Origin of the sequence: Streptomyces inusitatus, from assembly GCF_014651115.1 — a bacterium.
Taxonomy (GTDB): domain Bacteria; phylum Actinomycetota; class Actinomycetes; order Streptomycetales; family Streptomycetaceae; genus Streptomyces; species Streptomyces amakusaensis.
This window is the reverse complement of the sequence record NZ_BMWG01000003.1, coordinates 164,427-186,668: the sequence shown is the minus strand read 5'-3', so window position 1 is coordinate 186,668 and position 22,242 is coordinate 164,427. Positions and strand designations below refer to the sequence as shown.

Genomic DNA, 22,242 nt, shown 5'->3' with positions numbered 1-22,242 from the left:
CCTGACTGCCGGAAGGCCGGAGACAGCCGGAAATGGACACCTGTACCTATTGAGGCGCGGTGTTCTGGCCATGTCCGCTGCCGAGGCGTCTGGTCCGATCAGCCCTCTTGCACCACTCTGGCCGGAACGACGGACCGGTGAGGAGGACGTTCCATGGGCAAGCACGAGAAGCCGCCCGCAGACCTGTCCAAGGGGAAGCCGCCGCCGGGGAACACGGACGGGCAGGTACCGCCCCAGCCGCCCTCGGACGGAAAGCGCAAGAAGTAGATGAGCCACCTCGCCGGCCGCCGCCGTCTCGCCCGGTCGATGGAGCAGCGGGGCGATTGGCCGGCGCGGTCGCCGTGGATCCGTGAGGCCGTGGACCGACTGCCCCGCGACCTGTTCGCCCCGGACCGGCTGTGGCGCTGGGACGGGACGGCGTACGTGCCCGTGGACCGGGGGACGGATCCGGAGGGATGGGCGGACGAGCTGTACGGGGATCCCGACGCCGCCGCCGTCACCCAGGTCACCGGGGGAGTCGCCACCTCCAGCCTCTCCTGCCAGGCCATCGTGGTGGACATGCTCGACTCCCTTCGGCCGGAACCCGGTCAGCGTCTCCTGGAACTCGGCACCGGAACCGGCTGGAACGCGGCCCTCGCCTCCCGCCGCGCCGGTCCCGTCACCACAGTGGACGTGGACGCCTCCCTGGCCGAAGCGGCCCGCGCCCGGCTCGCGGCCCATGCCCCCGGTGTACGGACCCACGTCGGCGACGGGGCGCGGGGCGTACCCGAGTACGCGCCCTACGACCGGGTCATCGCCACCTACGCGGTGGATCGCGTCCCCTGGTCATGGGTCGCGCAGACCGTGCCCGGCGGGCGGATCGTCACCCCCTGGGGGCGGCTCGGACATGTCGCCCTCACCGTCGCCGCCGACGGGCGCTCGGCCGGCGGCTGGATCCAGGGCCTGGCCCAGTTCATGCCCGCCCGTGCCACCGCCACCGCCCGCGCCACCGTCGAGGCGGACTTCACCACGGTCCGCGCCCGCTCGCCCCAGGAGAGCGAGTCGCCCTGGAAGCGGGACCTCACCCCGCTCCGCGACGACTGGGACCTCGTCTTCGCCCTCCGCGTCGCCCTTCCCGAGCTCCGCTTCACCGTCGCCCCCGACGCGGACGGCCTCAACGCATGGCTTCACGACGGCATCTCCTCCTGGGCCATGCTCTCCGCGCTCCCCGACGCCACCACCCTCGCCCACCAGGGCGGCCCCCGCCGCCTCGCCGACGAACTCGACCATGCGTGGGAGACCTGGACCCGGCTCGGCACGCCGAGCCGCTTCGACTACGGCCTCACCGTCGAACCCGACCGCCAATACGCCTGGGCCAAGAACGCGGACACGGGACCCCGTTGGGACCTTGCCCCGCCGGAAGCCGACTGACCGGCCGAGACGTGTCTACGGCACGGCTCCGTCCCCGCGTCGCCTCAGCCGTGCCGAGAGATGGTGCAGCAGCGGTTGGCCGACGGCCGCGAGGTCGTGGACGAAGTCGAGGGTGTCCCCGTCGGTCAGGGTGTAGCGGCGGCGGGTGGCGTCGACCTTCTTGGCGGTGGGGGCGAGGGCCACCTCGTGGGTGGCGAGGTCGACCACGCCGTCGGCGGCGCGGCCGACCGAGATCTCGGCGATGCCGGTGGGCTGGGTGATCAGGGCCTCCACCCGCCCGTCGGGCTGGAGCCGCCACCACCCGCTCTCCCGGGCCGACGGCCGCAGCGGCGCGCCGTCCGGGCCGAGCAGCCAGGCGCGGGCCTCGTAGTGGAGGAAGGGCCGCCCGTCATGGCTGAAGGTGACCTGCTGGGCATAGGCGAACTCCTCGTCGAGCGTGGGGTACTCGCCGCGTCCCCGGCCGGCCCAGGAGCCGAGAAGCCCGGTCACCGGCGCGAGCAGAGGGTGTGGAGCAGGGGTTTCGTCCGGCCGGAAGGCATCGGGGTACGGAGGGGTCTCGGGCGGTTCGAACACGGTGCGCGCTCCTGGGTCGGGGCCGGTGTCAGACGGCAGGCTACTGCCGCGATCACGGGCCGTCGCCGAGCCGGAGCCGGACCGTCGCCGGGATACGGTCCTGCCATGTCCCGATCAGCCGAGCCCGGCCTCTCCCCCTCCCCCGTCACCGCGGACGACCTCGACCTCGCCGTACGACTGGCCCTGACCGCCCTTCAAGAAGTGCCCCCGGCCGCGTGGGACGCGAAGGCGGGCACGCTGGAGTGGGACCGCTGGGAGACCGTCGAGCACCTCAGCGACGACTTCTTCGCCTACGCCGTGCAACTGGGCCCCAGCACACCGCCCATGGACGACGATGTGCCCTTCGTCTTCGAACGCCACCGGCCCGGCGGCCCCTCGCTGGCCATCCGCGCGGACCGCGCGGCGGGGCCCGCCGGGCTGCTGCGGGTGCTGGAGGCGAGCGGCGCGCTGCTGGTCGCGATGGTGCGCACCACACCCCCGCGGGTCCGCGCCCATCATGTCTTCGGCGCCTCCGACGCCGAGGGTTTCGCCGCGATGGGCATCGTGGAGGCACTGGTGCACACCCACGACCTGGCCCAGGGGCTCGGGCTCGCCTGGCACCCGCCCGCGGATCTCTGCTCACGGGTGCTCGCCCGGCTGTTCCCGAACGCCCCGGACCCGACGGACCGCACGGATCCCACGGACCGCACGGACCGCACGGACCGCACGGACCCCTGGACCATCCTGCTGTGGGCCACCGGCCGCGCCGAACTGCCCGGCCGCGCCCGCCTGACCACCTGGCGCTGGGACGGCAGCCCCCGCAGGTAGCGCTCAGATCTCCTTGACGAAGACGATCGCGTCGAGCTGGTCGACGGTGGCCGGATCGAGGGAGAAGTACGTGTGGTCGGCCGGGATCCGGGGGACCGGCGCCCGGGTGAGGGCGGGGCGCAGCCGGGCGGGGGCGATGACGGTACGGGGGTGGGGGAGGGTCGAGAGGAGGCCTTCGAGGGTGTCGGGGGCGGGCACGTCGGCGCCCCGGGTGCCGAAGGCGGAGGCGGCGAAGGCGTACTGGTCGCCGAGACGGGAGCCGATGATGGCACCGGCGCTCCACCACCGGACCGCCCGGTCGCCGAACCGCATGCCGCTGATGTCGCGCTGGAGATGGCTGTTGTGCGTGAAGGCGAGGGTGGGGCCGCGGCGGGCCTCGCGGCGGACGATCGCGTCGAGGTTGTCCGCCATCATTGAGGCACGCAGCCCGAGGAGGGCGTCGAAACGGGTGGGCGTGGCGTCGGCCATGGCCGCGTGATAGCGCAGCAGTCCGGCGGCGGTGCGGGCGTGCAGCCCGGCGCGCCAGAAGCCGTCCGGGGAGGCGGTTGCCGTCAGCGGGGGAGTGTGGGCGGTGAGCAGCGCGCCCAGATCGTCGGCGATCAGGCGCAGCTCCCGGGCCTCGGGGGTACGGCCGACGGAGTGGACGGGGTCGTACATGGCGGCCGGATCGCTCCAGCGGTCGTCGGGTCCGAGCAGCTCGTCGAGGCGCTCACGGCTCCAGGGCAGTTCGAGACGGCCGGCGAGGCAGTCGTACAGCGCGGTCAGGGCCGGGCGGGGGCTCGCGGCGCCGGATGTCTCCAGGGGGCCGTCGACGCCGTAGAAGCGGAGCCGGTCGTGGGCGGGACGCCCCTCGTTGTGGGCGCGCATCCAGCGCAGGAGTTCGCGGTTGGCGGGCGAGGAGCCGAAGCCGTGGCTGAAGCCGCCGCTCATCGCCGCGTCGAGGGTCCCGGTGCCGTCGGCGACGTACGCGTCGGCGGTCAGGGCCGACAGACAGTCGCTCTCCAGGGCGATCGAGCGGTAGCCCTCGTGCTCCACGAGGTGGCGGAACAGCTCGTTGCGCAGTTCGGGGAAGGCTTCGACGCCATGGGTGGGCTCGCCGAGGCCGAGCAGCCGGATGGAGGGGGACAGGAGCGAGGTGAGGGCGTCGCCGGTGAAGGCAAGGGCGGCGTCCTGGATCAGGTCCGTCATGACTTCAACCGTATCGTTGAAGCCTCGGTGTAAACTTTTCCGCCATTTATGGCCGCTGGACAGAGGTGAACCTTCAAAGTGCCGTTGAGGCCCATCGATCTGGCGCGTGAGCACGGACTGTCCACCCAGGCGGTGCGCAACTACGAGGAGGCGGGGATCCTGCCGCCCGCCGGGCGCACCCCGAGCGGCTACCGCGTCTACGGTCCGCGCCACGCGACGGCCCTGCGGGCCTTCCTGGCGCTGGTCCCCGCGCACGGCCACGCGACCGCCGCGGCGGTCATGCGGGCCGTGCACGGCGGCGCTGTCGAGGACGCGCTGCGGCTCATCGACGAGAGCCACGCACAGCTGGCCGGCGACCGGGACACGCTCGCGGCCGTGGAGCAGGCGCTGCGCGACCTCGAACCGGCGGACGGGCCGGAGCCGGAGCCGGAGCCGGACGGGCCGGAGACCGGCGCGGTGTTCATCGGCCCGCTCGCGCACCGGCTCGGCCTCCGCCCCGCGACCCTGCGCGCCTGGGAGCGGGCCGGGCTGGTCGTACCCCGGCGCGATCCGCGCACCGGCTACCGCGTCTACACCTCCGCCGATGTACGCGATGTACTCCTCGCCCACCAGCTCCGCCGGGGCGGGTACGGGCTGGAGCGGATCGCCCTGGTGCTGGAGCGGGTACGGACGGCGGGCGGGCCGGAGCCGCTGCGGTCGGCGCTGCGGGAGTGGCGCGACCGGCTGACGGCGCGCGGCCTGGCGATGCTGGCGGGCGCGGCCGCGCTCGACGCCTGTCTGGGACAGGCCCCGACCTCCGATGTCGGCCGTCAGCCGCCGCGCTGATTTCGCGTCATGCTCCGGGCTCGCGGAGTGCCCCGCGGCTGGCCGTGGAATACCTGGATGCGGATGTGTTCGACGGAGACCGGGGAGGCTCGATGGCACAGGACGGGCAGGACGGGCAGGACGGACGGCGGGCGGTGGTCGGGGCGCGCCTGCTCGACGAGGCGATCGGTTACGCGGTGTCGGCCGCGCTGCGCGCCGTCGCCGCGTGCGGAGTGGCCGACCGTCTCGCGCACGGGCCGCGCACCGCGGGTGAACTGGCCGCCGCCACCGGCCTGGACGAGGGCAGCCTCTACCGGGTGCTGCGGCTCCTCGCCACCCGCGAGGTGTTCACCGAGGACCCCGAGGGCCGGTTCGCCCTGACCGAGGCGGGCGGCATGCTGCGCGGCGATGTCCCGGGGTCGCTGCGCGACGCCGTGCTGATGCTCACCGACCGCACCTTCTGGGAGCCGGCCGGGCGGCTCGACCACTGTCTGAGGACCGGCGGGTCGGCGTTCACGGACGTCTTCGGCCGGTCCTTCTTCGACCACTTCGCCCAGGACGCCGCGACGGCGGCCGTCTTCCACGACGGCATGGCCGCCATGTCCTCGGCCGAGGACCGGCCGATCGCCGACGCCTACGGCTTCCCCGAAACCGGCCCCGGTGCCGTCGTGGACATCGGCGGAGGCCAGGGCGGGTTCCTCGCCGCCGCACTGCGCTGCGGCAAGGGTCTGACCGGCACTCTCTACGACCGCGGACACGTCCTCGCGGGCCACGGTCTCGGCGCGCACACGGACCTCACGGGACGCTGGAGCACCGAGGAGGGCGACTTCTTCGAGGAGGTGCCGTCCGGTGACTTCCTCGTCCTCAAGCGCATCCTGCACGACTGGAGCGACGAGGAGTGCGTGCGGGTGCTGAGCAACTGCCGCCGGGCCCTCGCGCCGGGCGGGCGGGTGCTGGTGGTCGACGCCGTGCTGGTGTCCGACGGGCGGCCGCATCAGGGGAAGACCCTGGATCTGCTGATGATGGCGTCGCTGACGGGCCGGGAACGCACCCGGGAGGAGTTCCGCGAACTCTTCGCCGGGGCCGGGCTGCGGCTGACGCGTGTCGTGCCCACTCCGGCCGTGCTCAGCGTGGTCGAAGCGGTCGCCGCCTGACCGGATTCAGCGCAGGCCCCGTAGCCGGATTCATACGGTGAGCACTCTCGTAACAGGGGGATGACGGCTCGGTTCGCCCTTGGGTACAGCCGTGGACCGGGCCGGGGCGGGGGCCGTTCGGGTGATAGAAAGAAGCCCCGCTCAGTGTCGTGAATACACGGGACCCTGTCCGAAAACGCTCCTTTCCGGGCCGTGGCACCCGCTCCGAGGTGCCCGCCGGAACGCGGGGGAGAACGGTTCGGGCGGGGGATCGTAGGAAAGGGGACGCGCGATGTCTCAGCCGCCCAGCCAGCAACCGCCGGGAGGCTTCGGGGCTCCCCAGGACCGGCAGCCGGATCCGCGCCAGTGGACGCCGCCGGACCAGCCGCAGGACCAGCCGCCCGACCAGCCGTCGGATCCCCGGGTGGACCCCCGGCAGAACCCCTGGGCGGCCGACCCCGCTCCGGAGCAGCGGGCCGACCCCCGGTACGGCGGCCCGCACATACCGCCGCAGGACGCGCGCCCGCCGGTGATGCCTCCGTACCAGGGACCGCCGCAGACCCCGCCGCAGCCGCAGCCGTACCCGCAGTCGGAGCCGTACCCGCAGAGCCCGCCGCCGGGGTACGGCTATCCGCAGCAGCAGCCACAGCCCGCGTACGGATATCAGCAGCAGTACCCGCAGCAGCAGCCCGGCCCGTACGGCCAGCAGCCCCCGGCGCCGCAGCTCGGCTACCAGTGGCAGGACCAGGGGCAGCCCCCGTACAGCACCCCGCCCGGCGGCGGCACCGGCGGCGGTGGCGGGTTCTTCAAGCGGAAGCCGGCCGTGGTGATCGGCGCGGCCACCGCCGCGCTGCTGGTCATCGGGGCCGGGACCTACTTCGTCGTCAGTGAGGGCGACAGCGGGGGCAGCCGCAAGAAGAACGTCAGCAAGAGCGACGGCCCGGGGCCCGCCGACCCCGCCTCCGAAGGACCGGCCTCCGGCACGGACCCGGAGAAGGAGGACCCCGGCGCCGAGGCCGGCGAACGGCCGGACGGCGACGGGGACGGCGAGCTGAACGCCGGACGCCAGAACGGCGAGGCGAAGATCGCGTTCGTCACCACCAACGATGTCGACCTGCCGCGCAACGGCGTCGACGCCTTCGGCCCCTGGGTCGCCGGGGACACCGTCGTACGCGCCATGTACAAGCGGATCGTCGGCTACTCCGCCGCCGACGGCAAGAAGAAGTGGACCGTGCCGGTCGACACCGAGATCTGCTCGGCGACGCTGGAGCCCTCCCCCGACGGAAAGATCGTCGTCGGGGTGAAGGACGGCCACACCGAGAGGGCCGAGTGCCTCGACCTCCGGATGATCGACCTGAAGACCGGCAAGCCGGGCTGGAAGAAGACCCTCCGCACCGGCGAGGGCTTCAACGCGCTCACCGACTTCACGCTCACCATCAGCGGCGACACCCTCGGAGCCGCCGGACTCGGCAACTCCTTCGGCTTCTCGATGGCCGACGGCAGGCAGCTCTTCAAGGGGCCGGTCAGCGGCTGCAAGCCGTTCGCCTTCGCGGGCGGTCCCAAGCTGCTCGCCGCGACCCAGTGCCCCACCACGGACTGGAACAAGCCCAAGCACCAGCTCCAGGAGATCGACCCCGCCACCGGCAGGGCGAAGTGGACCTACAAGGCCCCCGAGGGCTGGGAGGTCGAGAAGGTCTTCTCCGCCGACCCGATCGTCGTCTCGCTCAAGCAGTCCAAGGAGAAGAAGTGGGGTGTCGTCGCGCTCAACGCGAACGGCACCGAGCGCTCGCGGATCCAGGGCGGCAAGGACAAGTTCCAGCCGAGGTGCGGCGGATCGTTCGTCGTCCTGGGCGAGAACCTGGAGGGCTGCATCGGGGTCGCGGCCGATGCCGACGCCCTCTACATGGCCACCCAGTCGGCCCGCCCCGGCGGGGCCAACGAGGTCGTCGCCTTCGACCTCGACAGCGGCCGGCCCACCTGGCGCACACCGTCCGGCGGTGACAGCACCATCATGCCGCTGCGGATGGAGGGCGGGAACGTCCTCGCCTACCGCGAACCGACCTGGGACAAGGGCGGAATGCTCGCCACCATCTCGCCGTCGGGCGGCGCGCCGAAGGCGCTGCTGAAGCTCCAGGACGCGACCGCGCAGGAGGAGAGCACCTTCTACTCCTCGCGGATGGTCTACGACGGCGGCCGGTTCTTCATCGCCAGCGGCCGGGTCAGCGCCCGCAACGACGCGGAGGAGATGCGGACGAGGACGATGATGGCCTTCACCAAGTGATCACGGCGGGTTCCGAACCCTGCTCGTCCCCACCCGCTCCGATCCGCCCCGAGGTACGCACGCCATGACGCAACCGCCCCCGCCCCCGCCGAATCAGCCGCCGCCCGGTTTCGGGCCGCCGCAGGAGCCCCCGCCCGGTTTCGCGGGAGGCTTCGGCCCGCCCGTACAGCCGCCGCCCGGCTACGGGTACCCGCAGCAGCAGTACCCGCAGCAGCAGTACGGGTATCCGACGCAGCCCATGCAGCCCCACCCCGGCTCCGGCTCCGGCGGTGCCAAGAAGCCCGGCAGGCGGACCCGGACGATCGTCGCGGTGGCCGGTGCGCTGCTGCTGATCGGCGGCGGCGGGATCGCCTACGCGGCCTTCGGGGACCGGGACGACCCCGCCCGCCCCGCGGCGGGCGCGGGCGGGCACAAGAAGAAGGACGACGGCGGGAAGAGCGGGAAGGAGGAAGGCGGCAGCGCCCCCGACGGCCCCGGCGCGGAGAAGGTTCCCGCCGACCCCGCCGCCGGGCTCGCCTTCCACCGCCCCGAGCCCGAGGTCAAGAGCATCACCTCGGTCAAGGGCTCCTGGATCGCGGGGAAGACCTTCGTCAAGCCCGGCCTCAACTCGATCGTCGGCCATGACGCGGACCGGGGCACGGTCTCCTGGACGCTCTCCCTCCCCGGCCAGATCTGCGCCTCCTCCCTCCACCAGTCCGCCGACGGCAAGGCCGCGATCCTCTTCGAGGCCGCCAAGCGCACCGGGCCGCGCTATTTCCAGCCGTGCACCGAGGTCGGTGTGGTCGACCTTGCCAGTGGCAAGCTGCTCTGGCGCACCTCGGTCACCAGCGCCACCGGCGGCGACGCCAAGGTCGTCTTCGCCGAAGTCACCCAGAGCGGCTCGACGGTCGCCGCGGGCGGTCTGAACGGCGGCGCGGCCTTCGACCTGAACAGCGGCAAGGTGCGCTGGAAGCCGAAGGCCTCCGCCGACGGCTGCCACGACCGGGGGTACGCGGGCGGGCCCGCGCTCGTCGCGGTCCGCCAGTGCGGCCGGGTCGGCGAGCCCCAGGTCACCGTCCAGGGGCTCGACCCGAAGGACGGCCGCCCCCTCTTCACGTACAAGATGCCCGAGACGGTGAAGTACGCGAGCGTCGTCTCGACCAAACCCCTGGTGGTGGCGGCCGACGTCGGTGACACCGCCGGATCCTCCGGCTTCTCCGACCTCTTCTCGGTGGACGAGAGGGGCGGGCTGCGCGCCAGGATCCCGGCCGCGCGGGACGCCTATGAGGCCAAGTGCCGGGTGACCGAGGTCGAGAACTGCAAGAAGATCGTGGTGGGCAACGGCAGGGTCTATCTGCCGACCGCCGCGCGGGAGAGTTCCTCGGGATTCCAGGACACCAATGAGATCGTCTCCTTCGATCTCGCCACCGGCAAGCCGACCAGCGACCGCACTGAGGCCGGAGCCCGGCATCTGCTGCTGCCGATGCGGATGGACGGCGGAAATCTGATCGCCTACAAGACGGCGGCATATGACACCGGCGGACAGGTGATCAGTATCGACGGCGGCACCTTCCGGCAGACGGTGCTGATGAAGAACCCGGGGGACAAGGAGTCCAGCGACCGGGAGCGGAGTTTCACCGCCGACGGCGACGAGATGCGATTCGCGGACGGACGGCTGTTTCTGAGCGGATCCCTGATCAGCGAGCACACCTACGGCGACCGGACCCTGATCCTCGGCTACCGGACCGGCTGAATCGAACGCCCGCCCCAACCGATGGATTCAGCTGAATCGGCCGAATCTCGACCGCATCGACCAGGCCCGGACTTTCCCCACTCGGAAAGGCCGGGCCATGGTCATGTGTTGGTCATGGTCGAGTCATAAGGGACCCTGTTCAGCTAAGAATTCGGCACTGTGGGGGACTTCTGCCGAGATATTGACGCGCGCAGTCGAACAAGCGTGTAACTTGCCGGGGCAGGTCCGGGGTTCACCGCTGCCGGGGGATGGGGGTTGCTCAATGGGCGTACGGCTCATGGTGGTCGACGATCACCGATTGCTCGCCGAGGCGCTCGCCTCGGCCCTGAAGCTGCGCGGGCACCGAGTGCTCGCCGCGGCCGCGCCGGCCGCGGGCGCGGCCGATCTGGTGGTCAGCAGAGCGCCGGAGGTATGTCTGCTGGGCACGGCCGCCCCGGCCGAACCGGGGGCCTTCGACCCGGTGGTGAAGATCAAACGCGAGCGGCCCCAGGTCGCCGTCGTGGTGCTGGGCCCGGTGCCCAGCCCCCGGGGGATCGCCGCGGCCTTCGCCGCAGGCGCCTCCGGCTATGTCCGCCACGACGAGCGCATCGAGGGCGTCGAGCGCGCCATGATGAAGGCGCGGGCGGGCGAGGCCGTGGTGGCCCCCGCCCTGCTCCAGGGCGCGTTCGCGGAACTGCTCAACCCGGTGGCCCAGCCCGACGACGAGGGCCAGCGGCTGCTGCACCTGCTCACCCCGCGCGAGGTCGAGGTGCTGGTCCGGGTCGCCGAGGGCGAGGACACCCGCCTGATCGCGGCGGGCATGGGCATCGCCCCCAGCACCGCCCGCACCCATGTGCAGCGAGTCCTGATGAAGCTCTCCGTGGGCTCCCGCCTCGAAGCCGCCGCCCTCGCCGCCCGCACCGGCCTCCTCGACCGGGCCACCGTCGCCGTGCGCTAGCCCACGCCTTCGAAGCCCCGTCCGCCCGCCGTGCCTTGGCGCGCACGCTCTTCCCTGCCGCCCTCGGGCCCCTCGGGCACGGAGTGCTCCCGGCGGAGTCGGGGAAACCCGCGGTGTCGTCGTCGCTCACCGATGGCCTCTGTGCCCTGCGGGCACGGGCCGAGGCGCACCGCCCGGGCCGGACCCGGCGGAGGCCAGGGGGCGCCCCACCGTGTCGGCTCTTCCCGGGCTTCGCGGCCCCCGGCGCGACCGGCCGCGCCCGGCACCCCCGTCCCGCCGTGCGAATCCCTTTCGCCGACGCGCGCCTTCACGCACCCCTCAATCCCGCACTTTCAGTGGATATGCGAGTGAATGTCATAGGTAAGCGCATGTGTTGCACCCATTGACGCTTCCTGTTGGATCATGCTTTGTTGTGTTTGATTGTGTTGGGGATGGTGAGGGGGCTTCACCGTGAAAAAGACGTCGACCCGGCTGGCCGACGGACGCGAACTGCTCTATTACGACTCCCGCGACGACACCGTGCGCGACGCCGTCGACCGCCGGACACTCCCACCGGTCGACACCGGACCCAGACCCGAGATCCGCCACGACCCGCTGCTCGGCGACGCGGTCGCCGTCGCCGCCCACCGCCAGGACCGCACCTACCGGCCGCCGGCCGGGGAGTGCCCGCTCTGCCCCTCCCGCGAGGGGCGTCTCTCCGAGATCCCGGCCGCCGACTACGACGTCGTCGTCTTCGAGAACCGCTTCCCCTCCCTCGCCGGGGACTCCGGCCGCTGCGAGGTCGTCTCCTTCACCTCCGACCACCACGCCTCCTTCGCCGACCTCGGCGAGGAGAGAGCCGCGCTCGTGCTCGACGCCTGGACCGACCGGACCGCCGCGCTCGCCGGGCTGCCCCAGGTCGAGCAGGTCTTCTGCTTCGAGAACCGGGGGGCCGAGATCGGCGTCACCCTCGGCCATCCGCACGGCCAGATCTACGCGTACCCCTTCGTCGCCCCGCGCGTCGAGCTGATGCTCCGCACCGGCGCCGCGCACCGCGAGCGCACCGGCCGCAATCTCTTCGACGACGTCGTGGCGCGCGAACTCGCCGAGGGCGAGCGGATCGTCCTCACCACCGCCCACTGGGTCGCCTTCGTGCCGTACGCCGCGCACTGGCCGTACGAGGTCCATCTGCACCCCCGGCGGCGGGTGCCGGACCTGCGCGCGCTCGACGCGGCAGCGCGCGAGGAGTTCCCCGGGATCTATCTGGAGCTGCTGCGCCGCTTCGACCGGATATTCGGCGCGGACACCCCGCCCACCCCCTATGTCTCGGCCTGGCACCAGGCCCCGTTCCGGGCGGCCGGACGGGAGGACTTCGCCCTCCATCTTGAGCTCTTCACCATTCGCCGCACTCCCGGCAAGCTGAAGTTTCTCGCGGGTTCCGAGTCCGGCATGAGCGTGTTCATCAACGATGTGCCGCCCGAGGCGGCGGCGGCCCGACTGCGAGAGGCAGCGAGCGAATGAGCAAATACCTGGTGACCGGCGGGGCCGGATACATCGGCGGTGTGGTGGCGCTCCATCTGCTGGAGGCGGGCCACCGGGTCACCGTCCTGGACAATCTCTCCACCGGCTTCCGCGAGTCCGTCCCGGCCGCCGCCGAGTTCATCGAGGGCGATGTGCGCGACGCCGCGAAATGGCTCTGTCCGAGCTATGACGCGGTCCTGCACTTCGCCGCCTTCTCACAGGTCGGCGAGTCCGTCGCGCGCCCCGAGAAGTACTGGGAGAACAATGTCGGCGGCAGCCTCGCGCTGCTCGCCGCGATGCGCGACGCGGAGGTGCGCACCCTGGTCTTCTCCTCCACGGCCGCGACCTACGGCGAACCCGACCGGGCCCCCGTCACCGAGTCCGCCCCGACCGTGCCGACCAACCCCTACGGGGCGACCAAGCTCGCCGTCGACCACATGCTCACCGGGGAGGCGGCGGCCCACGGACTGGCCGCGATCTCGCTGCGCTACTTCAATGTGGCCGGGGCCTACGGCGGCCAGGGCGAGCGCCACCAGCCCGAGTCGCACCTCATCCCGCTGCTCTTCGAGGTCGCCCTCGGCCGGCGCGAGTCGATCTCGGTCTACGGGGACGACTATCCGACGCCCGACGGCACCTGTGTACGCGACTACATCCATGTCGCCGACCTCGCCGAGGCGCATCTGCTGGCGCTGGCGGCGGCCCGGACCGGCGAGCATCTGATCTGCAATCTCGGCAACGGCCAGGGCTTCTCGGTCCGCGAGGTCATCGAGACCGTGCGGGACGTCACCGGCCACCCCCTGCCGCAGGCGCTCGCCCCCCGCCGCCCGGGCGACCCGGCGGTGCTGGTCGCCGCCGCCCAGGCCGCGAGCGACCGGCTGGGCTGGCGACCCCGGCGGCCGGAGCTGACCCGGATCGTCGCCGACGCCTGGGAGTTCGCCAGGAGCGCCAGGAGCGTCGGGAGCACCGGGAGCCCCCGGTGAGCGAGGGCGTCTGGGAGGCCCCCGGCCGGGTCAATCTGATCGGCGAGCACACCGACTACAACGACGGGCTCGTGATGCCCTTCGCCCTGTCGCGGACGGTGGTCGCGACGGCCGCCCGGCGGGACGACGGGATCCTCCGGCTGCACTCCGCCGATGCCCCGGGCGCCCCGGGCGGGCAGGGCACCCCGGGCGGCCCGGTCGAGCTGCGGGTCGACGCCCTCGCCCCCGGCCGGGGCCCGCGCGGCTGGACCGACTACCCGGCGGGCGTCCTGTGGGCGCTGCGGGAGGCGGGCCACCGGGTGGGCGGCGCGGACCTCCACTACGAGTCCACCCTCCCGGCCGGAGCCGGACTCTCCTCCTCCGCCGCGCTGGAGGTCGTCACCGCGCTCGCGGTCACCGAGCTGTACGGGGTGGAGCTGGGACGGCGGGAGATGGCGCTGATCTGCCGGCGCGCCGAGAACGCGTACGCGGGCGCGCCCACCGGGATCATGGACCAGACGGCCTCCGCCTGCTGCGCCGAGGGACACGCCCTGTACCTCGACACCCGCGATCTCTCCCGCCGTCAGATCCCCTTCGACCCGGCGGCGCACGGACTCGCCCTGCTGCTGATCGACACCGGCGTCAAACACGCCCACAGCACGGGCGCGTACGGGGAGCGCCGGGCCGGCTGCGAGTCGGCGGCGGCCGCGCTGGGCCTCGGCTCGCTGCGGGAGATACCCCAGGAGGAGCTGCCCGGGGCCCTGACCCGGCTGACCGACCCCGTACAGCGCGCCCTGACCCGGCACGTGGTCACCGAGAACGGCCGGGTGGAGCGGGTGCGGGCGGCGCTGGAGGCGGGGCGGGCGCGGGCGATCGGCCCGCTGCTCACCGAGGGCCATGCCTCGCTCCGCGACGACTTCGCGGTCTCCTGCCCCGAGTTGGATCTCGCGGTCCGTGCCGCGCTGGCCGCCGGGGCGCTCGGGGCGCGGATGACCGGAGGCGGGTTCGGCGGCTCCGCGATCGCGCTCGTGGAGGCGTCCGCGCGGGAGCGGGTGGCCGGATCGGTGGAGCGCGCGTTTGCGGAGGCGAGTTTTCGCAGACCGGAAATCTTCGCCGCCGCACCGGCCGCCGGAGCGCGCCGGCTCTCCTGACCGGCGGCCGTTCCCCCTGCGGCGAGGCGGTGCGCCATGTTCGGAGCCGTCGATCAATGTCGATTTCCGTCTCACTGTGAAACTTTTGGCACACCGTGAACACCGTGAGCCATCAGTTCTGCAAATAGGCTTCCCCTCCCGCCCACCGCCCGTACGCTGATGCTCAGCACCGGTGGGGGCCGGTGTTGATCAGGGGGCGAGAACCATCGGGTACGACGCCCGGGGCGGGTTGTTCAGCCACAGTGCGGCGGCGGCCGGACGAACGGCGTTCTCCCTCTCCCGGGCGGCGTACCCGCGTCGGTCCGCTCTCCGAGCCAGGGGGTGTCTGTGGTCCGTATCCGGGTCCTGGTGGTGGACGACCACCGAATCTTCGCCGAATCGCTCGCCGCCGCTCTCGCGGCCGAGCCCGATGTCGATGTGGCGGCGGCCGGCAGCGGTCCCGCCGCCGTGCGATGTCTGGAGCGGGGGATCGCCGAGGGGCGCAACTTCGACGTCATGCTCGTCGACGCCGATCTCGGCGGCAACGCGGCACCGCCGGGCGCCCGCGCGCCCGTCGCCCGCGCCGTCTCCGACGACGGGGAGGATCCGGTCGTCGACGGGATATCCCTGGTCGCCGGGGTCAGATCGAGCCAGCCGCGCGTCCGTACGGTGGTGCTCGCCGAGAAGGACGATCCGCGCCGGGCCGCCCTGGCGCTCCAGGCCGGGGCCTCCGGCTGGGTCGCCAAGGACTGCTCGCTGCAACGGCTGCTCGCCGTCATCCGGGGCGTGCTGCGGGACGAGACGCATCTGCCGCCCGCGCTGCTCACCGGCGTACTGCGGGAGCTGACGGCCGCGCGCAAGCACCGCACCGAGAGCGAACGGCTGGTGGAGTCGCTCACCCCGCGCGAGCGGGAGGTGCTGCGGTGCATGGTGGCGGGCCTGGGGCGCAAGGCGGTCGCCGAGCGTCTCTTCCTCTCCCCGCACACCGTCCGCACCCATATGCAGAATGTGCTGGGCAAGCTCGGGGTGCACTCCACGCTGGCGGCGGTGGCCCTGGCGAGACGGGCGGGCGTCGGCCCGGTCGATCTAACCGGGAGTGTTGTCGAACGGGGCGGTCAGCTGGCGTAGCAGGGCGGCCAGCTCGGCGCGCTGGGCCCGGGACAGCTCCGAGAGGATCGCCCGCTCCTGGTAGAGCAGGCCCGCCAGGGCCTGGTCCGCGCGGTCCTGGCCCTCGGCCGTCAGCCGCACCAGCACTCCGCGCCGGTCGCTGGGGTCAGGCAGCCGCTCGACCAGGCCCTTCTTGGCGAGCCGGTCGATCCGGTTGGTCATGGTGCCGGAGGTGACCAGCGTCTGGGTGAGCAGCTGACCGGGGGAGAGCTGATAGGGGTCGCCCGCGCGCCTCAGCGAGGTCAGCACGTCGAACTCCCATGGTTCGAGCTGGTGCTCGGAGAAGGCGAGCCGCCGGGCCCGGTCCAGATGCCGGGCCAGCCGGGAGACCCGGCTGAGCACTTCGAGTGGTTCCACGTCGAGGTCCGGGCGCTCGCGGCGCCAAGCTGCGACCAGTCGATCGACCTCGTCCTCCATGACGATCAGTGTAGAGGGTCCCTCGACATGAAGTCTCTTGACGTCAAGATACTTCTTGCCTCACGATGACCGCATGCCCTCCACACCCATCTGGGATCCGCAGCAGTATCTGCGCCATGCCGGACACCGCACCCGCCCGTTCCTCGATCTCCTGGCCCGGATCCCCGATCCGCCGGCCCCGGAGGGGCGGCGGCTGCGGATCGCCGACCTCGGCTGTGGCGCGGGCAATGTCACCGCGCTGCTCGCGGACCGCTGGCCGGCGGCCCTGATCACCGGCTTCGACAACTCCCTGGAGATGCTCGCCCGCGCCGGGAAGCAGTACGCGGGCCCCACCCCGGGCGGCGGCAGCCTCGGCTTCCAGACGGCGGACGCCGTCCACTGGAGCCCGGACGAGCCGTACGACGTGATCGTCTCCAACGCGCTCTTCCACTGGGTGCCCGGCCATCTCGACTCCTTCGCCCGCTGGGTCGACGGCCTCGCCCCGGGCGGGATCTTCGCCTTCCAGGTCCCGGGGAACTTCGACGCCCCCAGCCACACCCTCCTGGCGGAGCTGTGCGGATCCCCGCGCTGGCGGGACCGGATCGGCGGCGACCAGGGCCGCTCGTACACCGAGGCGCCGGCCGTCTATCTGGACCGGCTGACCGGGCTCGGCGGAGAGAGCGGCGGCGGGACGGGCGGCGGGATCGACGAGGTCGACGTCTGGGAGACCACCTATCTCCAGCTGCTGACCGGTGAGGACCCGGTACTGGACTGGATCAAGGGGACCACCCTGCGGCCGGTGCTCACCGCGCTGGAGAGCGACCCGGCCGCCCTGGAGGCGTTCCTCGGCGAGTACCGCGCACTGCTGAGGGAGGCCTATCCGCCGGGCCCGCACGGCACGGTCTTCCCGTTCCGCAGGATCTTCGCCGTGGCCAGAAAAGCCGTCTGACCGGTCCCGGGACCGGTTCGGCCCCGGCCGGTGGGCGGCCGTCAGCTCTTGCGGTGGCCTATCAGCCGGGGCTTGGGCTCCAGACCGTCCAGACCGTTCCACGCGAGATTGACCAGATGCGCGGCCACCTCGGCCTTCTTCGGCTGCCGGGCGTCCAGCCACCACTGACCGGTCAGCGCCACCATCCCCACCAGCGCCTGCGCGTACAGCGGCGCCAGCTTCTGGTCGAAGCCCCGGTTCTTGAACTCCATGCCGAGGATGTCCTCGACCTGAGTGGCGATATCGCTGATCAGCGAGGCGAAAGTGCCCGTGGACTGCGCCACGGGGGAGTCCCGCACCAGAATGCGGAACCCGTCCGTATACCGCTCGATGTAGTCCAGCAGCGCGAACGCCGCCTGCTCCAGCAGCCCCCGGGGATGGCCCGCCGTGAGCGCGCCCGTCACCATGTCCAGCAGCTGGCGCATCTCGCGGTCGACCACCACCGCGTAGAGCCCCTCCTTGCCGCCGAAGTGCTCGTACACCACCGGCTTGGAGACCCCGGCCCTGGCGGCGATCTCCTCCACCGAGGTGCCCTCGAAACCCTTGTCGGCGAAGAGCGCCCGACCGATGTCCAGCAGCTGTTCCCGGCGCTGCGCGCCCGTCATCCGCACCCGGCGGGCCCGCCGGCCCGTCCGGTTCTTCTCCGTGCCATTACTGCTGCTGCCGTCGGTCGCCACGTCTTCCATCATGCCGTGTCGGCTGATGTGGTACTGCGACGGGCTTCGATCCTCGAAGAGCTGGGCCAGCGCACGTCCGAGGCCCATCCCAGCTGCTCGAACCAGCGGATCAGCCGGGCGCTGGAGTCCACCTGGCCGCGCAGCACACCGTGCCGGGCGCTGGTCGGGTCCGCGTGGTGCAGGTTGTGCCAGGACTCACCGCAGGAGAGCACCGCCAGCCACCACACATTGCCCGAGCGGTCGCGCGACTTGAAGGGCCGCTTGCCGACCGCGTGACAGATCGAATTGATCGACCAGGTCACATGGTGCAGCAGCGCCACCCGCACCAGCGAGCCCCAGAAGAACGCGGTGAACGCGCCCCACCAGGACATCGTCACCAGACCGCCGACGATCGGCGGGATCGACAGCGACAGAATCGTCCACCAGATGAAGTCACGGGAGATCCGGCGGATCGCCGGGTCCTTGATCAGGTCCGGGGCGTACTTGTGCTGCGGCGTCTGCTCCTCGTCGAACATCCAGCCGATATGGGCCCACCACAGGCCCTTCATCAGCGCGGGCACCGTCTCGCCGAACCGCCACGGCGAGTGCGGGTCGCCCTCGGCGTCCGAGAACTTGTGGTGCTTGCGGTGGTCGGCCACCCAGCGCACCAGCGGGCCCTCCACCGCCAGCGACCCGGCGACGGCGAGCGCGATCCGCAGCGGCCGCTTCGCCTTGAAGGAGCCGTGCGTGAAATACCGGTGGAAACCGATGGTGATCCCGTGGCAGCCGATGTAATACATGACCACCAGCAGGCCGATGTCCAGCCAGCTCACCCCCCAGCCCCAGGCCAGCGGCACCGCCGCGATCAGGGCGAGAAAGGGCACCGCGATGAACAGCACCAGGGCGATCTGCTCGATCGACCGCTTGCTGTCACCGCCGAGCGTCGCCAAGGGAAGATCGCCCGCACCCGGCTCGGCGACCCCCGACTCCGGGACGTCGTCCTTCAACTCGGGGCTTGTTGTCATAGTGGGGTCCCCTGTGGGGTGAGAGAGAGATGACCACGCCAGGCTACGGATCCGTAACCTACGGCTTCGTAAGTATGTCAGCGCGCCGCCCCACGGCAAGGGCCCTGTGGATAACCCCGGAGAGTCGGGCCCCTATCCTGGGTCACGTCGGACAGCGCGGTCCGCAGCCTCCAGTACCCCTCCAGACGTGCTCAAACACTGCAAGGAGCCGCACCTGTGAGCAGTGCCGACCAGACCCCGACGGCCAGCGCCGAACTCCGGGCCGACATCCGCCGACTGGGCGACCTCCTGGGCGAGACCATCGTCCGCCAGGAAGGCGCCGAACTGCTCGACCTCGTCGAGCGTGTGCGCGCCCTCACCCGCAGCGACGGCGAGGCAGCAGCACAGCTGCTCGGCGACACCGATCTGGAGACCGCCGCCAAGCTGGTGCGCGCGTTCTCCACCTACTTCCACCTCGCCAACGTCACCGAGCAGGTGCACCGAGGCCATGAGATGCGCGAGCGCCGGGCCGCCGAGGGCAGCCTGCTCGCCCGCACCGCCGACCGGCTCAAGGACGCCGACCCCGAGCATCTGCGCGAGACCGTGCGGAACCTCAACGTACGGCCCGTCTTCACCGCCCACCCCACCGAGGCCGCCCGCCGCTCGGTGCTCAACAAGCTGCGCCGGATCGCCGCCCTGCTCGACACGCCGGCCGCCGCCGCCGACCGCAGGCGCTACGACCTGCGGCTCGCCGAGAACATCGACCTCATCTGGCAGACCGACGAACTGCGCGTGGTGCGGCCCGAACCGGCCGACGAGGCGCGCAACGCGATCTACTACCTGGACGAGCTGCACGCGGGCGCGGTCGGCGACGTCCTGGAGGACCTCGCCGCCGAGCTGGAGCGCGTCGGCGTCGAACTGCCCGCCGGCACCCGCCCGCTGACCTTCGGCACCTGGATCGGCGGCGACCGCGACGGCAACCCCAACGTCACGCCCGCCGTCACCCGCGAGGTGCTGATCCTCCAGCACGAGCACGGCATCACCGACGCGCTGGAGCAGATCGACTCCCTGCGCGGACAGCTCTCCAACTCCATCCGCTACACCGGGGCCACCGAGGAGCTGCTCACCTCGCTCCAGACCGACCTGGAGCGGCTCCCCGAGATCAGCCCCCGCTACAAGCGGCTCAACGCCGAGGAGCCCTACCGGCTCAAGGCCACCTGCATCCAGCAGAAGCTGGTCAACACCCGGGAGCGGCTCGCCCGCAACACCCCGCACGAGCCCGGCCGCGACTACCTCGGCACCGCCGAGCTGCTGGCCGACCTCACCCTGATCCAGACCTCGCTGCGCGAGCACCGGGGCGGCCTCCTCGCCGACGGCCGTATGGACCGCACCATCCGCACCATCGCCGCCTTCGGCCTCCAGCTCGCCACCATGGACGTCCGCGAGCACGCGGACGCCCACCACCACGCGCTGGGCCAGCTCTTCGACCGGCTCGGCGAGGAGTCCTGGCGCTACTCCGACATGCCGCGCGAGTACCGGCAGAAGCTGCTCGCCAAGGAGCTGCGCTCGCGCCGCCCCCTCGCGCCGTCCCCCGCGCCCCTGGACGCGGCCGGAGAGAAGACCCTCGGGGTCTTCCTCACCGTCAAGGAGGCCTTCGAGCGCTTCGGCCCCGAGGTCATCGAGTCGTACATCATCTCGATGTGCCAGGGCGCGGACGACGTCTTCGCGGCCGCCGTCCTCGCCCGTGAGGCCGGACTGATCGACCTCCACGCCGGCTGGGCCAAGATCGGCATCGTGCCGCTCCTGGAGACCACCGACGAGCTGCGCGCGGCGGACGTCATCCTCGACGGAATGCTCGCGGACCCCTCGTACCGCCGGCTCGTCTCGCTCCGGGGCGATGTCCAGGAGGTCATGCTGGGCTACTCGGACTCCTCCAAGTTCGGCGGCATCACCACCTCGCAGTGGGAGATCCACCGGGCGCAGCGCCGGCTGCGCGACGTGGCCCACCGCCACGGGGTGCGGCTGCGGCTCTTCCACGGCCGGGGCGGCACGGTCGGCCGTGGCGGCGGCCCCTCGCACGACGCGATCCTGGCGCAGCCGTGGGGCACGCTGGAGGGCGAGATCAAGGTGACCGAGCAGGGCGAGGTCATCTCCGACAAGTATCTGATCCCCTCGCTGGCCAGGGAGAACCTGGAGCTGACGGTCGCCGCCACGCTCCAGGCCTCGGCCCTGCACACCTCGCCCCGCCAGTCGGTGGAGGCGCTGGCGGGCTGGGACGCGGCGATGGACACCGTCTCGGACGCGGCGCACGCCGCCTACCGGGCCCTGGTGGACGACCCGGACCTCCCGGCGTACTTCTTCGCCTCGACCCCGGTGGACCAGCTCGCCGATCTGCACCTGGGCTCGCGCCCCTCGCGCCGCCCGGACAGCGGCGCGGGACTCGACGGCCTGCGGGCCATCCCGTGGGTCTTCGGCTGGACCCAGTCCCGGCAGATCGTGCCGGGGTGGTACGGGGTCGGCTCGGGCCTCAAGGCGCTGCGGGAGGCCGGGCACGGCGAGGTGCTCTCGGAGATGCACGAGCGCTGGCACTTCTTCCGCAACTTCATCGCCAATGTAGAGATGACGCTGGCGAAGACGGATCTGCGGATCGCCCGGCACTATGTGGACACCCTCGTCCCCGAGGAGCTGAAGCACGTCTTCGCCACGATCGAGGCGGAGCACGCGCTGACGGTGAGCGAGGTCCTGAAGGTCACCGGCGGCGCGACCCTGCTGGAGGCCAACCCGGCGCTCCAGCAGACGTTCGCGATCCGGGACGCCTATCTGGACCCGATCTCCTACCTCCAGGTCTCGCTGCTGGCCCGCCAGCGCGGCGCGGCGTCCCGCGGCGAGAGCCCGGACCCGCTGCTGGCGAGGGCGCTGCTGCTGACCGTGAACGGTGTCGCGGCCGGTCTGCGCAACACCGGCTGAGCCTTACGCGCGATCCTGCCGCCGCTGCCCGGCGCTCACGAGTGTGTGAGCGCCGGGCAGCGGTGCGTACAGGGGGTACGGGGGTGCGCTCGGCGCGGGGCTCAGAGGGTGACGAAGGTGCCCACCAGGACCACCCCGCCGATCCCGGCGCTGGTCCACGCGACTCTCGGCAGCCCCACCCCGCCGCCGATGATCACCGCCGCGAGCAGCAGCGCGCCGCCCAGCGGCAGCCAGGCGTGGAAGATCCCGCCGGTGCCCCGGCGTACGACCTCGTCGGTGCCGGGTTTCACCACGACGGAGAGCTTCGCGCCCTTCTTCACGGCGACCGACTTGTCGATGGTCAGCCCGGGGCGGGAGGCGGCCGCGGAGTCCGGGGCGAACCGCCCCGAGCAGGTCTGTTCGCCGCAGCCGTCGACGGTGATGGTGCCGTGCTCACGGCCCTTGGCGAGCATGACGTGCTGGGCGGTGCCCCACGAGGCCCAGCCGCCGGCGACCAGCAGCAGCAGCGCGACCAGACTCATGGCGGCGCGGCGACTGTGGAGGAGCATGCGACTCATGGGGCGCGATCCTTGGGCATCGGGGTGCGCCCGGTCAACCCGTCGCGGGGACT

General features: G+C 72.2%; 19 protein-coding genes. 13 read left to right on the top strand and 6 right to left on the bottom strand.

All coding sequences use genetic code 11. The features are described 5' to 3' along the window. Nucleotides 1-267 precede the first annotated feature (267 nt). The gene (locus IE247_RS08375; protein ID WP_190122315.1) at nucleotides 268-1,410 is read left to right on the top strand and encodes a methyltransferase domain-containing protein; all 1,143 of its coding nucleotides are present in this window, start codon (nucleotides 268-270) and stop codon (nucleotides 1,408-1,410) included. Nucleotides 1,411-1,425: 15 nt separating this feature from the next. Here IE247_RS08375 and IE247_RS08370 read toward each other — a convergent pair whose 3' ends face one another. Further along, entirely contained in the window at nucleotides 1,426-1,983 is a 558-nt protein-coding gene (locus IE247_RS08370; protein WP_190122314.1) for a heme-binding beta-barrel domain-containing protein, read from the bottom strand. 105 nt (nucleotides 1,984-2,088) lie between these two features. On the opposite strand from IE247_RS08370, the gene IE247_RS08365 reads away from it, so the two are divergent. Further along, on the top strand, nucleotides 2,089-2,790 hold the full coding sequence (locus IE247_RS08365) for a maleylpyruvate isomerase mycothiol-dependent enzyme family protein (protein WP_190122313.1): 702 nt from the start codon (nucleotides 2,089-2,091) through the stop codon (nucleotides 2,788-2,790). A gap of 3 nt (nucleotides 2,791-2,793) precedes the next feature. Here the strand turns inward: IE247_RS08365 and IE247_RS08360 are convergent, their stop codons facing one another. Next, a complete protein-coding gene (locus IE247_RS08360; RefSeq protein ID WP_190122312.1) occupies nucleotides 2,794-3,978 on the bottom strand; it encodes an erythromycin esterase family protein in 1,185 nt (394 codons plus the stop codon). 78 nt (nucleotides 3,979-4,056) lie between these two features. Here IE247_RS08360 and IE247_RS08355 point away from each other — a divergent pair, with 78 nt between their 5' ends. The 9 genes from IE247_RS08355 to IE247_RS08315 all read left to right on the top strand — a co-directional run bounded on the left by IE247_RS08355 (nucleotide 4,057) and on the right by IE247_RS08315 (nucleotide 15,582). Then, nucleotides 4,057-4,803 carry a MerR family transcriptional regulator gene (locus IE247_RS08355; protein ID WP_190122311.1) on the top strand — a complete coding sequence of 249 codons (747 nt, stop codon included), beginning with the start codon at nucleotides 4,057-4,059 and terminating at the stop codon, nucleotides 4,801-4,803. Between the two features lie 92 nt (nucleotides 4,804-4,895). Next, a complete protein-coding gene (locus IE247_RS08350; RefSeq protein ID WP_190122310.1) occupies nucleotides 4,896-5,936 on the top strand; it encodes a methyltransferase in 1,041 nt (346 codons plus the stop codon). Nucleotides 5,937-6,207: 271 nt separating this feature from the next. Continuing rightward, on the top strand, nucleotides 6,208-8,196 hold the full coding sequence (locus IE247_RS08345; RefSeq protein ID WP_190122309.1) for an outer membrane protein assembly factor BamB family protein: 1,989 nt from the start codon (nucleotides 6,208-6,210) through the stop codon (nucleotides 8,194-8,196). 64 nt (nucleotides 8,197-8,260) lie between these two features. Next, complete coding sequence (locus tag IE247_RS08340) at nucleotides 8,261-9,928, top strand: outer membrane protein assembly factor BamB family protein (RefSeq protein WP_190122308.1); 1,668 nt, start codon at nucleotides 8,261-8,263, stop codon at nucleotides 9,926-9,928. 262 nt (nucleotides 9,929-10,190) lie between these two features. Beyond that, complete coding sequence (locus IE247_RS08335; protein WP_190122307.1) at nucleotides 10,191-10,865, top strand: helix-turn-helix transcriptional regulator; 675 nt, start codon at nucleotides 10,191-10,193, stop codon at nucleotides 10,863-10,865. A gap of 450 nt (nucleotides 10,866-11,315) precedes the next feature. After that, nucleotides 11,316-12,365: a galactose-1-phosphate uridylyltransferase gene (galT, locus tag IE247_RS08330; protein ID WP_190122306.1), complete on the top strand. Its 1,050-nt coding sequence runs from the start codon at nucleotides 11,316-11,318 to the stop codon at nucleotides 12,363-12,365. Next, nucleotides 12,362-13,345 carry a UDP-glucose 4-epimerase GalE gene (gene galE / locus IE247_RS08325; RefSeq protein WP_190122305.1) on the top strand — a complete coding sequence of 328 codons (984 nt, stop codon included), beginning with the start codon at nucleotides 12,362-12,364 and terminating at the stop codon, nucleotides 13,343-13,345. Before galT ends, galE begins: the two co-directional genes overlap by 4 nt. Next, complete coding sequence (gene galK / locus IE247_RS08320; protein WP_190122304.1) at nucleotides 13,342-14,475, top strand: galactokinase; 1,134 nt, start codon at nucleotides 13,342-13,344, stop codon at nucleotides 14,473-14,475. Before galE ends, galK begins: the two co-directional genes overlap by 4 nt. Nucleotides 14,476-14,802: 327 nt before the next feature. Continuing rightward, the gene (locus tag IE247_RS08315) at nucleotides 14,803-15,582 is read left to right on the top strand and encodes a LuxR C-terminal-related transcriptional regulator (RefSeq protein ID WP_190122303.1); all 780 of its coding nucleotides are present in this window, start codon (nucleotides 14,803-14,805) and stop codon (nucleotides 15,580-15,582) included. Here IE247_RS08315 and IE247_RS08310 read toward each other — a convergent pair. Continuing rightward, on the bottom strand, nucleotides 15,541-16,038 hold the full coding sequence (locus IE247_RS08310; RefSeq protein WP_190122302.1) for a MarR family winged helix-turn-helix transcriptional regulator: 498 nt from the start codon (nucleotides 16,036-16,038) through the stop codon (nucleotides 15,541-15,543). The two genes, IE247_RS08315 and IE247_RS08310, sit on opposite strands and share 42 nt — an antisense overlap. A 73-nt stretch (nucleotides 16,039-16,111) precedes the next feature. Between IE247_RS08310 and IE247_RS08305 the strand changes: the two genes are divergently transcribed. Next, nucleotides 16,112-16,966 carry a trans-aconitate 2-methyltransferase gene (locus IE247_RS08305; protein WP_190122301.1) on the top strand — a complete coding sequence of 285 codons (855 nt, stop codon included), beginning with the start codon at nucleotides 16,112-16,114 and terminating at the stop codon, nucleotides 16,964-16,966. A gap of 41 nt (nucleotides 16,967-17,007) precedes the next feature. On the opposite strand, the gene IE247_RS08300 is transcribed toward IE247_RS08305, so the two are convergent. Together IE247_RS08300 and IE247_RS08295 are read right to left on the bottom strand one after the other, a co-directional pair. Next, nucleotides 17,008-17,694, bottom strand: a complete 687-nt coding sequence (locus IE247_RS08300; protein WP_190122300.1) for a TetR/AcrR family transcriptional regulator — start codon at nucleotides 17,692-17,694, stop codon at nucleotides 17,008-17,010. Next, nucleotides 17,691-18,686 (bottom strand): acyl-CoA desaturase, encoded by a 996-nt coding sequence (locus IE247_RS08295; RefSeq protein WP_190122299.1) that lies wholly within the window; start codon nucleotides 18,684-18,686, stop codon nucleotides 17,691-17,693. The genes IE247_RS08300 and IE247_RS08295 overlap by 4 nt, the downstream gene beginning before the upstream one ends. Nucleotides 18,687-18,902: 216 nt before the next feature. On the opposite strand from IE247_RS08295, the gene ppc reads away from it, so the two are divergent. Next, complete coding sequence (ppc, locus tag IE247_RS08290) at nucleotides 18,903-21,632, top strand: phosphoenolpyruvate carboxylase (protein WP_190122298.1); 2,730 nt, start codon at nucleotides 18,903-18,905, stop codon at nucleotides 21,630-21,632. Nucleotides 21,633-21,733: 101 nt separating this feature from the next. Here the strand turns inward: ppc and IE247_RS08285 are convergent, their stop codons facing one another. Further along, a complete protein-coding gene (locus tag IE247_RS08285; protein ID WP_190122297.1) occupies nucleotides 21,734-22,189 on the bottom strand; it encodes a hypothetical protein in 456 nt (151 codons plus the stop codon). Between the last annotated feature and the right edge of the window lie 53 nt (nucleotides 22,190-22,242).